8 protein-coding genes are annotated in these 14,656 nt (G+C 76.3%); 3 read left to right on the top strand and 5 right to left on the bottom strand.

The genetic code is table 11. The features are described 5' to 3' along the window. The first annotated feature begins 247 nt into the window (after positions 1 to 247). From ACZ5WC_RS31760 to lanKC, 3 genes are all read left to right on the top strand, one after another. On the top strand, positions 248 to 406 hold the full coding sequence (locus ACZ5WC_RS31760; RefSeq protein ID WP_468544061.1) for a hypothetical protein: 159 nt from the start codon (positions 248 to 250) through the stop codon (positions 404 to 406). 181 nt (positions 407 to 587) lie between these two features. Continuing rightward, positions 588 to 1,886, top strand: a complete 1,299-nt coding sequence (locus ACZ5WC_RS31755; RefSeq protein WP_468544060.1) for an MFS transporter — start codon at positions 588 to 590, stop codon at positions 1,884 to 1,886. 11 nt (positions 1,887 to 1,897) lie between these two features. Beyond that, positions 1,898 to 4,513 carry a class III lanthionine synthetase LanKC gene (lanKC, locus tag ACZ5WC_RS31750; protein WP_468544059.1) on the top strand — a complete coding sequence of 872 codons (2,616 nt, stop codon included), beginning with the start codon at positions 1,898 to 1,900 and terminating at the stop codon, positions 4,511 to 4,513. On the opposite strand, the gene ACZ5WC_RS31745 is transcribed toward lanKC, so the two are convergent. The 5 genes from ACZ5WC_RS31745 to ACZ5WC_RS31725 form a co-directional block, all read right to left on the bottom strand. Further along, a complete protein-coding gene (locus tag ACZ5WC_RS31745; protein ID WP_468544058.1) occupies positions 4,500 to 6,413 on the bottom strand; it encodes an AfsR/SARP family transcriptional regulator in 1,914 nt (637 codons plus the stop codon). The two genes, lanKC and ACZ5WC_RS31745, sit on opposite strands and share 14 nt — an antisense overlap. 267 nt (positions 6,414 to 6,680) lie before the next feature. Continuing rightward, positions 6,681 to 9,602 (bottom strand): helix-turn-helix transcriptional regulator, encoded by a 2,922-nt coding sequence (locus tag ACZ5WC_RS31740; protein ID WP_468544057.1) that lies wholly within the window; start codon positions 9,600 to 9,602, stop codon positions 6,681 to 6,683. 79 nt (positions 9,603 to 9,681) lie between these two features. Next, positions 9,682 to 9,879 carry a hypothetical protein gene (locus ACZ5WC_RS31735; RefSeq protein ID WP_468544056.1) on the bottom strand — a complete coding sequence of 66 codons (198 nt, stop codon included), beginning with the start codon at positions 9,877 to 9,879 and terminating at the stop codon, positions 9,682 to 9,684. A 132-nt stretch (positions 9,880 to 10,011) separates the two neighbouring features. Next, entirely contained in the window at positions 10,012 to 13,197 is a 3,186-nt protein-coding gene (locus ACZ5WC_RS31730; protein ID WP_468544078.1) for a type 2 lanthipeptide synthetase LanM family protein, read from the bottom strand. 361 nt (positions 13,198 to 13,558) lie between these two features. Then, entirely contained in the window at positions 13,559 to 14,632 is a 1,074-nt protein-coding gene (locus ACZ5WC_RS31725) for a LacI family DNA-binding transcriptional regulator (protein WP_468544055.1), read from the bottom strand. Positions 14,633 to 14,656: the final 24 nt, after the last annotated feature.

The following is a 14,656-nucleotide window of genomic DNA, read 5'->3' as shown; positions in this document are numbered from 1 at the left end:
GTCCGAGAACACCAAGCCCGCGGCCGACGGCACCGAGGAGACCCCCGAGGTCGAGGCCCACTCCGTGCTGGACCTCCAGGAGACGTCCGTCCAGGGCGACCGCGACATCTCGGTCCCCGGCAACTGCATCAGCGTGCTGAGCGTCGTCGAGAACTGACCTCACACACCGGTGACCGGGGGGCGCGTGCCCCGCAGTTCCCCCGTTCCGCAGTTCCCGTTCCGCAGTGACGAGTGGATGGAGATCGCCATGTCCGAGAACACCAAGCCCGCGGCCGACGGCACCGAGGAGACCCCCGAGGTCGAGGCCCACTCCGTGCTGGACCTCCAGGAGACGTCCGTCCAGGGCGGCGAGACGACCGACGGCAACTGCATCAGCGTGCTGAGCGTCGTCGAATCGCAGCGCTGATCGCACCGGGCCGGGCACCGCGGCGGGACGAGGCGGACACCTCGTCTCCCCGGTGCCCGGCCCGCGGACGGGCGGTACGGGACGGCTCCGCGAGCACCGGAGCCGTCCCGCCGTCGCGCTCCGCCACGTAACGCACGCCCCGCCCAGCCCTCCCCGCACCGACGATCTCCGGGAGCCCCCGATGGCCACGCCGCTCCGCTCCAACCGGGACTTCCGGCTGCTCTGGATGAGCGGCCTCTTCGCCGTTCTGGGCAGCCAGATGAGTGCCCTCGCGCTGCCGCTGCTGATCCTCAAGGAGACCGGCTCCGCGGTGCAGGCGGGCACCGTGGGGACCGTGTCCATCTGCGCGGTGCTGATCACGATGCTGCCGGGCGGGGTCATGGCCGACCGGATCGAGCGCCGCCGCCTGATGCGGCTGTGCGACGTGGGAAGCCTGATCGCGGTCGCCGCCCTGACCGTCGCGGTCTGGTACGGGCGCGCCCCCATGGCGCTCGTCCTGCTGGTCGCGATCGCCGGAGCCGTGCTGAACAGCGTCTACGCCCCCGCCGCCTTCGGTCTGATGCGCGCGGTCGTGCCGGCGGACCAGCTGGGCACGGCGACGGCACGGCTCCAGGCGCGTACGGCCACCACCCGGCTGGTGGGCCCGCTCGTCGGCGGCGCGCTCTTCGGGGTCCACCAGGCACTGCCCTTCACGGCCCAGTTCCTCGGCCTGTTCCTGTCGACCGTCTGCGTGGCCCTCGTGCGGACCCGCTCGGCGGCCAGGACGAAGGCCGGTTCGGTCTTCAGCCGCGCCGAACTCACCGCCGGGCTCGGCTTCCTGTGGCGACTGCCCTACCTGCGCACGGTGTTGCTGGTCTTCGGCCTCGGCATGAACTTCGCGTTCGGGGCCCTCACCTTCACCGCGCTCGCCGTCTTCTCCGAGGGCGGCAACTCCGGGCTCGGCGGCGGGTTCGTCATCACCTGCGTCTCGGCCGGAGCCCTCGCCGGTGCGCTGCTCGCGCCCCGGATCGCCCCGGACCGCCATGTGCGGCCCCTCCTCGTCATCACCTGCTGGAGCTGTGTGCTGACGGCCGGGGCGCTGGCCTGGCTCAGCAGCCCGCTGGTGGCCGGCCTGCTGTGCGCGCTGTGCATGTGCCTGTCGACGGTCGCCAGCATCGGCTTCCTGTCGACGCTGCTCATCGTCACCCCCGAGGACCGGGTCGGCCGGGTGCAGAGCGCCGCCTCCTTCCTGTCCTCCGTCGTCCAGCCGTTCGGCCCGCTCGCGGGCGGCGCGCTGCTGACCGCCCTGGGCAGCCGCACCGCCTTCGTCGCGACCGGGTGTGTGCTGGCCCTCTCGGCGGCGGTGGTGACGTTCGCCCCCTCCGTACGGGCCGGGGCGTCCGCCGACGGGTCACCCGCCCGTTCCGGCCCGGGGGACGCACCGGACGAGGCTCCGGCCCGACCCGCCCACGACACCGCCGGCCGTCCCGGCACACCCTGAGGAGGAACGCCGTGCCCGGCATCCAGGAGACCCAGCTCTACTGCCTCGCCGACCGCAGGTACTACGACACCCCCGCCCGCCTCCCCGACCAGGAGACCCGCTACCCGCTCGACGCCGCCGCGCCGCCCCCCGGCTGGCGGCGCGTGGCGGGCGGCCTGTGGACCTCGCTGCTGCCGGAGGACGGCGAACCGGCCGAACAGGGCTGGAAGATCCATGTGTCCACCGTCCCCGAGGAGGCGGCGCGGACCTTGCGGGACACCGCCCGGATCTGCCTCCGGCACCGGGTGCCGTTCAAGTTCCTCCGCAGCGAGCAGGCGCTCCTGCTGATGTCGGGGAAGTACATGTCCCGGGGCAGCGCGGGGAAGTTCCTCACCCTCTACCCGCCCGACGGGACCGCCCTGACCCGGGTGCTCGACGAGCTGACCCGCGCCCTGTCCGGCCGCCGGGGCCCGTACATCCTGAGCGACCTGCGCATCGGCGACGCCCCCGTCTACGTACGGTACGGAGCCTTCGTCGACCGCTGGTGCCGCGACGCCCGGGGCGAGCGCGTGCCCGCCCTGCGCCACCCCTCCGGTGAACTCGTGCCCGACGAGCGCGGGGTGGTCTTCCGGGTGCCCTCGTGGGTCCGGGTGCCCGAGCAGCTGCGGCCGCACCTCGCCGCCCGCGCGGCCGCCCGCGACGACTCCTTCCCGTACACCGTCACCGAGGCCCTCCAGTTCTCCAACGCGGGCGGCATCTACCTCGCCCGGCACCGGGAGACCGGCCGCCGGGTCGTGCTGCGCGAGGCCCGCCCGCACTGCGGACTCGACGCGGTGGGCGACGACGCCGTGACCCGGCTGGAGCGCGAGCACCGGGCCCTGACCGCGCTCGCCGGGCTCGACTGCGTACCGCGGGTGTACGGGGTGCGGACCGTGTGGGAGCACCGGTTCCTGATGACGGAGTACGTGGAGGGGCCCACCCTGCTCGACGAGATCGTCGCCCGCTTCGCCCTGGTGCGCGGCGCCCGCACCCCGGCCGAACTCGCCCCGTACACCGCGTGGGTGGACCGGGTCACCGGCCAACTGGCCGCCGCCCTGGCGGAAGTGCACGGCCGGGGGCTGCGCTTCGGCGACCTGCACCCCTCCAACATCATCCTGCGGCCCGACGGACGTCTCGCCCTCGTCGACTTCGAGTACGCCACCGCGCTCGACGACGACCGCACCCCGCTGGCCGGAGCGCCCGGCCTCCAGGCCCCGCCCGGCACCCCCGGCGCGGAGGCCGACGCCTACGCCCTGTGGGCGACCTGGCTCACCATGCTGATGCCGCTGACCGAGATGGCCGCCCACGACCGGGCCAAGGCCCTGGCCCTGGAATCCTGGGCCCGGGGACGCTACGGCCTCGCACCCGACGCCGGTCCGCCCCGCCCGGCCCTCCTGCGCGCGGCGGAGAGCGCCGCCGACCGCGAGAGCGAGATAGCGGCCCTCCTCGAAGGACCCGCGCCCGACTGGGCCGAACTGCGCACCCGGCTGCTCGCGGGCATCCACGCCGGCGCGACGCCCGAACGCCGCGACCGGCTCTTCCCCGGCGACCCCAAGTCCTTCGCCACCGGCGGCACCGACCTGGCGCACGGGGCCGCAGGCGTCCTGTACGCCCTCCACCGGACCGGGGCACCCGTCCCGGCCGAGTGGACGAACTGGCTGGCCGACGCCGCCCGCCGCCGTGACCCCGCGTCCCCGGGCGGCCTCTACGACGGGCTCCCGGGCACCGCCGTGGCGCTGGCCCGGCTCGGCCGCCCGGACGAGGGGCGCGAGCTGTTCGCGCGGGCCGTCGCCGCCGCCCACCCGTCTCCCTCGGCCGACCTGCTGACCGGCCGGGCGGGCGTCGCGCTCGCCGCCCTCCGCCTGGCGACGACCTGCCCCGGGGCCCCGGACCCGGAGCTGGTGGAGACCGCCCTGCGCACGGCCTGGGACCTCGACTGCCTGGTCCGGGGCGAGGCGGTGCCGGACGGCCCGGCCGCCCCGCCCTCCGCCGGACTGCTGCGCGGGCTCAGCGGCGTCGCCCTGCTCCACCTCGAACTGCACGCGCTCACCGGCGAGGACTGGCTCCTGCGCGCCGCCCGCACCGCCCTGTACCGGGACTCCGGGCACTGCGTGGAGATGCCCGACGGCACGGTCCAGGTCAAGGACGGCCGCCGCCATCTGCTCTACCTCGACCAGGGCAGCGGCGGCTTCGCCCTCGTCGCCCGCGCCTACCTGGCCCGGGAGGAAGCTCCCGCGCTGGCCGGGCTGCTGCCCGGGGTGCGCAAGGGCTGCGGCAACGAATTCGTGCGCGAACCGGGCCTGTTCACCGGCCGCGCCGGACTCGTCTCCACCGCCCGCCAGCTGGAGGAGGGCCCGGCCGGGCCCGAGGTCCTCGCCTCCGTACGCAACCTGTCCTGGCACCTGGTCGCCGACGGGGACCGGCTGCTGGTGCCCGGGGCGAGGCTGCGGCGCTGCTCCGCCGACCTGGCCACGGGGGCGGCCGGGCTGCTCCTCGCCCTGCGTTTCCTGGCCGGGGCGGAAGCCGGGGAGGGCAGCGATACGGCCGCCGCCCCCGGGGGCGGCGGCCACCGGCCGCACGACCTGCTGAGTCTGCTCACCCTGGGATGAGGGCGGCGGCCGCCGGTGCGCCGGGGCGGCCGCCCGTTTCCCGCTCGCGGGCGAACAGGCCCAGCAGGCGCGGCACTTCGTACAGCGCGGCATGGGCGGTGACCTCCCCGGCGGGCGAGGACACCGCCCCGGCGTCGATCAGCGACTCCACGGCCCGCAGCGCCGCCCGCTCCCCGCAGCCCAGCGCCGCCGCGGCCCGGTCCAGGGTGAAACCGCGGTCCTCGCCCGGCCCGGCCAGCCGCCCCAGCACCCGCCGGTCGCCGTCGGCCAGGTCCCGCCAGCCGGACGCGATCCACCGCCGTACGGAGAGGTCCCCGGCGACCAGCTCGTCCAGTGCGGCCGACGGGTCCTCCAGCCGGGCCGCGTACTCCGCCAGCGGCAGATGCCGCAGCACCGCCAGCCGCATCCCGCTCACCCCGACCGCCAGCGGCAGCCCCCCGCAGGCCCGGACGATCCGCAGCGCCGCCGCCGGGTCCGCCCGCAGCCGCCCCGCCCCGATCAGCTTCCCCAGCAGCTCCAGCGCCTCACCGTCCGCCAGGTCGGCCAGCGCGATCCGGTGCACCGGGGCCAGACCGGCCAACGGGCGCCGGGCGGTGACCAGGACGCGGCAGTTCCCCGACCGGGGCAGCAGCCCGCGTACGGACGCCTCGTCCGGCACGTCGTCCAGGAGGATCAGGGCCCGGTGGCGCGCCAGCCACTCCTGCCAGGCCTCCCCGAGCACCGCCGGGGCGGCGGGGCCCGCGGCCCGTACGTCGTCGAAGGGACCCGCCGCCGACGCCGAGACGGCCCCCGGCACCCCGCACAGCCTCCCCAGCTCCGCCAGCACCTCGGCCACCCCGCGCCCCGTACCGTCCTCCCGCCGTATCCGGACCTGCACCCGGCCGTCGGGGAAGCGGTCGGCGAGCAGATGCGCCGCCCGCACCGCGAGCGCCGACTTCCCCGACCCGGCCGGGCCCGAGAGGACCACCACGCGCTCCTCGCCGCCGTCCAGCGCCCCCAGCAGCCCGCGCAGTTCGTCGCGGCGGCCGGTGAAGGCCCCGGTGTCCGCGGGCAGCGCCACCGCGCGGACCGCCTCCGGGGCCGGGGCCGGGGGCCGCCGGGCCTCGCGTCCCCGGCCGAGCACCGCCCGGTAGAGCGCCGCCATCGCCGGGCTGGGCTCCAGCCCCAGCTCCCGGGCCATCAGCTGCCGGTAGTCGTCGTAGACGGCCAGCGCCTCGGCCTGACGGCCGCACTGGTGCAGGGAGTTCATCCAGGCGGCCCGCAGCCGCTCCCGCAGCGGATGCCGCTCCACCAGGTCCCGCAGCCCGTCCACCGCCAGGGCCGCCCGGCCGAGTTCCGTCTCCGTCTCCGCCCAGTCCTCGTAGACCGTCAGACAGCGGGCCTCCAGCCGGTCGGCCTCCTCGGCCACCACGGCGGAGTCCCGCAGATCGTTCAGCGGCGGCCCCGCCCACAGATCCAGCGCCGCCCGCAGCAGCCGGGCCGCCCCCGGCCGGTCCCCCCGTTCGGCCGCCGCCCGCCCGGCGCGCGCCAGCGCCCCGAAGCGCAGGGCGTCCAACTCGCCCTCGTCGATCCGCAGCAGATAGCCGCCGCAGCCGTGTACCACCCGCTCGCGCCCGTCCTCCCCGGCCGGGCCCAGCAGGGTGCGGGCCGCACTGACGTAGACCTGGAGGTTCTTGCGGGCGGTCCGCGGCGGATCGTCCGGCCACACCGCGTCGGTCAGCACGTCCACCGGTACGGGGGTGTTGGGGCGGGCCAGCAGCGTGGCGAGGACGAGGCGCTGTTTGCGCGGCCCGAGCGGCAGCTCACGGCCGTCGCCGGTACGGGCGGTGAGCGGGCCGAGCAGAGAGACGTGCACGCCACCGGCGGGGGGCGGACCGGCGGGGACGGGAGGACGGGTCATCAGCGGGCCTCCGGAACGGGGACGGGCGGCAGACTGCCGTACGCACACCCCGATCCTGCCGCCGCCCGGACCGCCCCCGCATCGGGGCCCCACCCGCATTTTCCGCCAGCGCACCCGACCGAAACCGCCCCGGGCCCCCATGTTGCGGGCCCGGCGCCCGCCCCCCGGCGCCCGCCCCCCGGCGCCCGCCCCCCGGCGTCTGGCGTCCGGCCCTGGCCTCCGGCCCCGCCCCTCCCCGGCCCCCCCCGGGCCCCGGCCCCCCCCGGTTCAGGCGGAGTCCGCCGCGCACTCGGCGGCGAACTCGCACAGCGCGGCCCGGTCCGCGCGTCCCGTCTTGCTCAGCAGACTGGCCATGTGCTTCTCCACCGTGCGCGGCGAGATGGACAGCCGCCGAGCGATCTGCTGGTTCCCGGGCCGCTCGGGCAGCAGCACGAACACCTCGTACTCGCGCGGCGTCACCCCGCTGCTCCGCAACGGGGACGGAATCCGGTCCCAGCCGCCCCGGTGCTGGGTCACGCTCGCCCCGGCCTGCCGCAGCGCCGCCCGGCACGCGGAGGCGACCGGCTGCACCCCGGCCCCGTAGAAGAACTCCTCGGCGGTCCGCAACCACGCCACCGGCTCGCCCCAGCCGTCCGCGCGGGCCGCGTCCGCGGCCAGCCGCAGCCCCAGATGGCGGGCGACCGGGAAGGGCGCGGCGGACACCTCGAAGGACGCCATCAGCGAGGCCGCCCCGGCCGCGTCCCCCGCCCGGCCCAGCAGGACCGCACCGCCCAGTTCCAGGAACTGCCGGTTCCACGCGAGAGTCCCCCCGGGGGCCGACCGAGCCGCCTCCAGCTCCGCCCGGTCCGCCTCGCCCGCCAGGACCCGCAGCAGTGGGCGCAGCCCGTACCGCCCGCTCAGGTAGTAGTAGCTCGGGTGGTCCTCCTCCCAGGCCAGCGCCTCGTCCAGCTCGGCGGCCGCCCGCTCCCGGTCCTCCTCCAGCAGCGCGCCGAACGCCCGGCACAGGCCCGACCGCAGCGGCACCAGCAGGGACTGCTCCCCACCGGCCCGCCGGAACGCGGCCAGCGCCCGGTCCATCTCCCGCCGCCGCCCCCGGTGCGCCGCCAGCGTGGCCCCGGCCAGCAGCAGATAGCGGTGGGCCGACAGATCACCGACCCGGGCGCTGGCCCGGGCCGAGCGGTCGATGATCTCCTGCGCCTCCTCCCACCGGGCGCACAGCACCGCGTTCATCGCGAGCAGCCCGTCGACCGTACGGGTCAGCATCAGCGCGCCCAGCTCGGCGGCCGCCGCCCGCGCGGAGAGCAGCCGGGAGGCGTCCCCGGTCCGCATGAAGGCGTTCGCCCCCAGCCGCACCAGCGCCTCCACCCGCCAGATGGGCAGCGCGTGTTCGGTGGACAGCGACAGCATCCGCTCCAGCGCCCCGTCCGCCGCGTCGAACCCCTCCTCCCGCCGCAGCAGCGCCAGTAGCTGCCAGGCCTGGCAGGCGACCACGGGCAGCCCCTCGGCCTCGGCGGTCTCCGCCGCCTCCCGTACGGCCCGCTCGGTTTCCGCCGGACCCCGCGGGGCCCGCCCGTTGCCCGGCAGCAGGGCCAGATGCCCGTCGACCACGGCGAGCGCGGCCCGCCGGCCGGCAAGCGGGTCGGGGCCCAGCAGGGCGCGGGCGGCATCCGCCTGACGGGTCGCGTCGGCGGTCCGCTCCGCCATGACCGCCACCCAGGCCAGCTCGACGTGCGTCTCGCCGCGCCGGGCGGCGGCCTCGGAACGGGCCGGGACCGGCGGCAGCGCGTCCGCCAGCGTCAGCGCGCCGTCCAGATCACCGCCCTTCGCCCGGGCCAGGGCCAACGACTCGGCGACGGTCGAGCGGTCACCCTCGGCGGCCAGGGAACGCGCCCGCTCCAGCAGCACCACGGCGGAGCCGTATGCCCCCGAAGCGAGCATCCGTCTTCCCGCCTCCGCGAACTGACGGGCCGCCGCGGCCCGGTCGCCCGCGGCCAGCTGGAGCGAGGCGACGAGCTGCCGCCCGTCCTCGTCCAGCGGCTGCCCGGAGCCCTCGATGGCCGCGGCGGCCCGGCGGGCCAGGGAGGCGCGCTCGGCCGGGGCGAGCGAGGAGATCAGGGCCTCGGCGGTCAGCGAGTGCCGGAAGGCGTAGCGGTCGGGGGCCGCGCCGTCCGGGGCGATGAACCCCGCCTCCACCGCGGACCGCAGATGCGAGAACAGGGCCCGGTCCTCGAAACGGGTGACGGTCTGGAGCACGGTCACCGAGAACTGGCTGCCCAGCGTGGCCGACGCCAGGAGGAGCTCCCGCACCGGCTCGTCCAGCCGCTCCAGTCTCCGCGCCCAGCTGCGGACGATGTCCGAGGGCACCGATCCCTCCGGCTGCTCCGTCGCCGCCCACCCGTCGTCCGTCCGGCACAGCCGCCCGGTGTCGAGCAGGTCGGCCAGCAGCACTTCCAGCAAGTACGGGTTGCCCGAGGCGCGTTCGGCCAGCCGCCGGTGCACCGCGTCGGGTATCTCCTCCGGCCGCGCCTCCAGACACGCCCCGGTCAGCGCCCGCGCCTGCGCCTCGCCGAGCGGCCCCAACTCCCGCACCGCGGCGACGTGCCGGCGCTCCGCGGAGCGTACGAGGTCCAGCGCCGCCCCCGGCTCCGGGCGCAGGGTGCCCAGCAGCAGGATCGGCAGTTCGGCCAGGTTGTCGATGACGTACTCGACGACCGCGACGGTCTCGGTGTCGCAGTCGTGCAGGTCCTCCAGCAGGATCGCGCAGCCCGCCTCCCGGCCCAGCACGGACAGCAGTCGCAGCAGCGCCTCGGCCAGCTCCACGACCGTCTCCGGATAGCCCGGCGCACTGCCCTTGCGCCACTCCGGCACCAGCCGGGCCAGAGCCGGGTGGTAGGGCGTCAGCTCCGGGTCGTCCGGGGTCCCGGCCGCCCGGAACCGGGAGGCCAGCGCCTCCGCCAGCGGGCGGAACGGGACGACGAGACCGGTCGAGGTGGCCCGGCCGCGCAGCACTGGCATCCCGAGCTCGTAGGCCCGGTAGGCGCACTCGCCCACCAGCCGGGACTTGCCGATGCCCGCTTCCCCGAGGAGGAACAGCGCGCGCCCCGAACGCCGTTGTACGGAGTCCAGGGCGCCGCTCAGCAGTCCGATCTCGTCGTGCCGACCCACGATGACCGGCGAAGTCGCTCGCATGGCCGCAGGTTACTGGAGCCTCAACTTCTAGGGCATCGGATCAATCTGGCTGATTTCGCGCTGAGTTGGCGGGATTCGGTCAGAACGGGGACGTCATGGTGGTCCACGGCAGGTCGTGGCTGTAGCCGGTCTCGCCCTCCGAGACGCTCAGGAGTCTGCTCCGGGCGCCGAGCCCTCCGGTGGACCCGAGGGAGATGCGTCCGGCCGGGTGCTCGGCCGCGCCCCCGTGCCCGGTCTCGTCGGACGCCTGCGTGGCCGCTTCGTCGTACTGAGTCATATCTGCCTCATCCTCTGGTGGTGGACGAATCGTCAGGTGGTGGAACGGGCGGATCGTCGGGTGGTGGAAACGGCGGGTCGTCAGGTGGTGGAAACGGCGGGTCGTCGGGTGGCGGAACGGTGGAACGGCGGATCAAGGAGCCCGGGAGGGCCGCAGGAGCAGGGCGGAGCCGATCCGGTCGGGGAACCCCGCCCGCAGCAGCCCGTGACCGATCCCGGACAGCCCGGTGAGCAGCGCCGGGTGGGGTACGCGGCCGGGGGTGCCGCACTGCGGCCCGTCCTGGTCCGCCGCCGCCAGCAGTGTCCCGGCCCGCCGCACCCACGAGGCCCGCACGGCAGGCAGCGAGCGGTGGCCGAGCAGTTCGAGGAGACCCAACTCACCGTGGCACAGGCTGTCGTTGGCGAGCGGACCGGTGTCGGCCAGTTCGCCCGTGACCCTCGCGGACCAGCTGGACAGCTCCGGGTCGGCGAGCGCGTCCGGGCTGTCCGCGACCGCGAGCGCCACCCCGGCCGCCCCGTCGCACCACGCGGGCCCGCCCGTCGTCGCGGCGGCGGCCCGGCGCAGGGCGTGCAGCCCGGCGGCCCGGTGACGGGCGTCGCCCCCGGCGGCGGCGAAGCGCAGCAGGGCCCAGCCGATCCCCGCCGCCCCGTCGGCGAAGCCCCCGCCGTCGGGCAGCGGGACGGCCGCGATCCGTTCGGCGATCCGCTCGGCTCCCCGCCACGCCTCGGCCCGCCCGGTGACCCGGTGCACCGCCAGCAGGGACACCAGGCCGCCCGCCGCCCCGCCGCGCACCCCGAACCCGTCCTCGGCCGCGCTCGCCGCACAGCTCAGCCGGGTCGCCGGACCGGCCAAGGCCAGTACCTCCGGGTCGCCCAGCAGCGAGCCCACCTCGGTCAGCGCGTAGGCGATCCCGCCGAGACCCGCGAAGGCTCCCGAGCCCAGGGCCCCCAGCTCGTCCGCCCGGTCGTGCAGCACGTCCAGCAGCCCCGGCACCGGGGCGAGCGCCTCCCGGGCCGCCTCGGCGTACCGGGGTGCCCCGGTGACCGCGGCAAGCTGGGCCAGGAACAGTGCGGGGCCGGTGTAACCGCCCGCGAGGTCCGCCGCCATCGGCGACAGCCGCCAGTAGCGCTCCCCGAGCAGCTCCAGCCCGACCCAGTTGGTGCGGCCGGCGTGCCGGTAGGCGAGCGAGACGAGCTGGTCGCCCACCGACACGGCGGCGGACAGCAGTTGCTCGGGCTCCGGGGCCCGCGCCGCACTGCGCGCCCGGTCGCCCACGGCCGCCCGGTGCGCCGGTTCGGGTGAGGTGCTGACCATGGCGGCCCGGACGATCCGCTCCTGGTCCTGCCGGTCCACGCTGTCCATCGCGCGGATCTTCGCCGCCACCCGGGCGAGACCGGTGGTTCCAGAGGTGTCCCGTGAGCCCCCCTCGCCGCCCACGGAACCCACCCCCGGCACGGGACCCGCCCCCGCACCCGGCTCCGCCCCCGCCTCCGAGCCCGCCCCCGGCACCGTACGGCCGGAACCGCCCCACAGCTCGGTGGAGCCCGGCCGGGTGGTGAACACCGGTACATCCCCGCGCCACAGCTCCGCGATCTCCTCGTCCTCCAGACCGGGCAGCGCGGGCGCGCCCAGGAGCGGTGTACGCAGGAGCGAAAGCACCCGGTGCCGCTCAGCGGCGTCCCGCATCAGGTCGGGGTGGGTCGACTCGTCAAGCAGCGTCGTGTACGTCCAGGTCGGCCGGGGTACGAAACGGACCTCGTCCCGGTCGAAGGTCCGCAACAGGCCGTCCTCGCCCAGCAGTTCGCCCCGGTGCTCGCAGATCGCGGTGTACCCGGCGCGGAACCCGTCGCACAGCTCCTCGGTGTACGCGGAGGGGGTGGCAGCCACCCCGCCGAGCCGGGGCCGGTTGGCGGACTCGGTGAACCGCCCGGCCCGCCGCACCAGGCGCATGCGGTCCGTTCCGGCCTCCGCCCAGTCTGCGGTCTCGATCGGGGACGCCGCCGCCCGGCCCCCGCCGATGGCGGACATGTCGAGCGCGGTCGTGTCCCCGACGAGCAACTGGGGCAGCAGACCCACCCGGTGGACCGAGTCGTGCAGGGCGCGGGCGGCCGGATCGGAGGAGCGGGCGGGCCCCAGGGGTAGGTGGAAAAGGGTCTCCACATCGACCAGGACGGGGTGCGGGCCGCAGGCGATCACGTTCTCGTGGTGCAGATCCGTGCCGTCCAGCGCGTGCAGCAGTGCCAGCAGAGCCCCCTGCCGGCGGTAGAACTGCCGGGTCTCCGCCACCGAGGCGCAGGGCCGCGCCTCGACGAACTCGGCCCAGCCGTACGCCCCCCGGTCCAGCACGCGCGGCACTCGAAGCCGCGGTGCGTCCGGCAGCGAACCGAACCACTCGGTCAGGGAGTTGAAGTGCAGGTGCGCGGCCATCGGACGTGGCTTGTAGACCAGCCGGGCGCCGTCGGCGAACCGCAGCAGCATCACCGACCGCCCTCCGCGATGGCTGTCGCCCGCACCGGCCTCGACGCCCGTAAGAGTCCCGGGGCCCTCGCCCCTGCCGAACACTCCGCCCGGGAGCCCGGCCCGGTCGCCCAACACCCCTGACGAGGACAGCAGATGCCGGTCGGCGGCCAGCCGCGCGGCCATCTCGGCGAAGGCGTCGCCCGCGTTCAGACCGGCTGTCGCCAGGAGACGTGCCAGCACGGGATAGCCGGTGACGAGCAGGGCGAGGCCGTCACGGCTGGCGGTCACCCGTACGAAGTCCCGGAAGCGCTCCCCTGGCCCCGCTCCGCTCAGCCGGCCGAGCCGACGGGCTTCGTGCAGCTCGGTGACGAGGGTGCGCGCGGCGATCCGGCAGAGCCGTAGTGCCAGGTGGCGCCGGAAGTCGGTGAGTACGGCGCCGGAGTCGCCCGCCGGAGCGGGCGCGCCGCTGTCCACGGTCAGCGCGCCCCGCAGCCTTACGGTCGCCGCCTCCACGAACGGTGCGACCACCGGCCCGAAACCGCTGAGCCCCGGGTAGGCCCGGTCCGGGACCTCCACGTCCACGGGCGCGGCGGCGACGGCGGCCCGGGCGAAGGCGGCCCAGGCGGGCTCGCTCGCGGGCCTGTCGCCGACGACGCCGGGAAGCCACCAGGGCTGCCCGTCCCGGTCCCGGAGCAGGGCGGTGGTGGCGGACGGGGCGACCGGGCGGCCGTTGCGCGGCGCGGGGGCGCCGTGTGCGCCGAGGCCACCGTCCAAGCCTCTGTCGATCAGATCCTTCTCCGCCACCGCACCGCACCTCCCCGGTCCCGGGGCGCGCCCGGCCGGGCCGCCCGCGTCCATCGTGGCGGGGGGCGGGGTGGCGGCGCATGGGGGAGTTGCCCCCAACTTTCGCCCTCCGCCCGCATACACCGGCCGCGCCCGGGGGCGGATTCAGCATCGGCTGCTTACCGACCGGCTGTTTCCGTCTCAGCCGGATCGCGTACGTGGTCGGCCCGATAGCCCCGCCCGTCGCGGCCCCGTCCCTCGCGGCCCCACCCGTCGCGCTGCCACCCGTCGCGCCGCCGCCCGTCACGGTCCCACCCGTCACGGTCCCACCCGTCACGGTCCCGCCCGTAGCGGCCCCGCCGGGGCGGCCGCTCGGACTGCCGGGCCGGGGACACCACCGGCGGCATCGCGGGGCGCGTCGGGCCTGCCGTCCGGCTCACCCCCGGGGCGGAGCCGTGGACCCCCGGATCATCAGCTCGGCCGCGATGGTCGCGATGCCGCCGGGCGGCGGGTTCTCCTTGCCCATCGCGAGCCGGCCCGCCCGCGCGCCCGCCTCGAAGAGCGGCAGCCGTACCGTCGTCAGAGCCGGAACCGCGTCCACCGAGAACGGCAGATCGTCGAAGCCCGCCACCGAGATGTCCTGCGGGATGCGCAGCCCCTGGTCCCGGACGGCCGCGCAGGCACCCAGCGCCACGGTGTCGTTGGCGGCGACGATGGCGGTCACGTCCGGTGCCCGGCGCAGTATTTCGAGCGTGGCCTCGTACCCGGAACGCCGGTCGTAGGGCCCGTGCACGGTGAGCCGCTCCTCGTCGGCGGGGACCGGGCCGATCCCCGCGCCGCGCAGTGCCTCCCGGTGACCCTCCAGGCGGTGCCGGGTGGTGGTCCGTTCCGGGGGCCCGGCGACGTATCCGATCCTGCGGTGACCCAGGGAGACCAGGTGCTCGGTGAGGCGGCGGCCGCCGCCCCGGTTGTCGAACGCGAGCGCGGCGACGAGCGCGTCCCCCTCGGGCATCGGGGGCCGCCCGCAGAAGACGATCCGGGTGCCCGCGTCCGCGAGCTTCACCAGCTTCGCGGCCATCGCGGCCTGGTGCGCCGGGTCCTCGACCGCGCCGCCGGTGAGGACGACGGCGGCGGCCCGCTGGCGCTGGAGGAGGGTGAGGTAGGTCAGCTCGCGTTCCGGGGAGCCGCCGGTGTTGCAGATGACGGCCAGCTTCTCGCCGCCCGCCCGGCCCGAGCCGTCCCCGGGCCCGCCGATCTGTGTCTGCGCGGCCCCCGCCATGATCCCGAAGAACGGGTCGGCGATGTCGTTGACCAGGATGCCGACCAGGTCCGAGGTGGCTGCCGCGAGTGAGCTGGCGGGCCCGTTGAGCACGTAGTCCAGGTCGTCCACCGCACGCAGGACCCGCTCCCGGGTCGACGCCGCCACCGGGTAATTGCCGTTCAGCACTCGGGAGACGGTGGCCGGGGACACCCGGGCGCGGGCCGCCACATCCGCCAGGGTGACTGTCATCGCTGTCCTCCGGGAGGTCACGTG

This window comes from Streptomyces sp. NPDC033165 (assembly GCF_055577965.1).
This window is presented reverse-complemented; position numbering and strand designations above follow the sequence as displayed.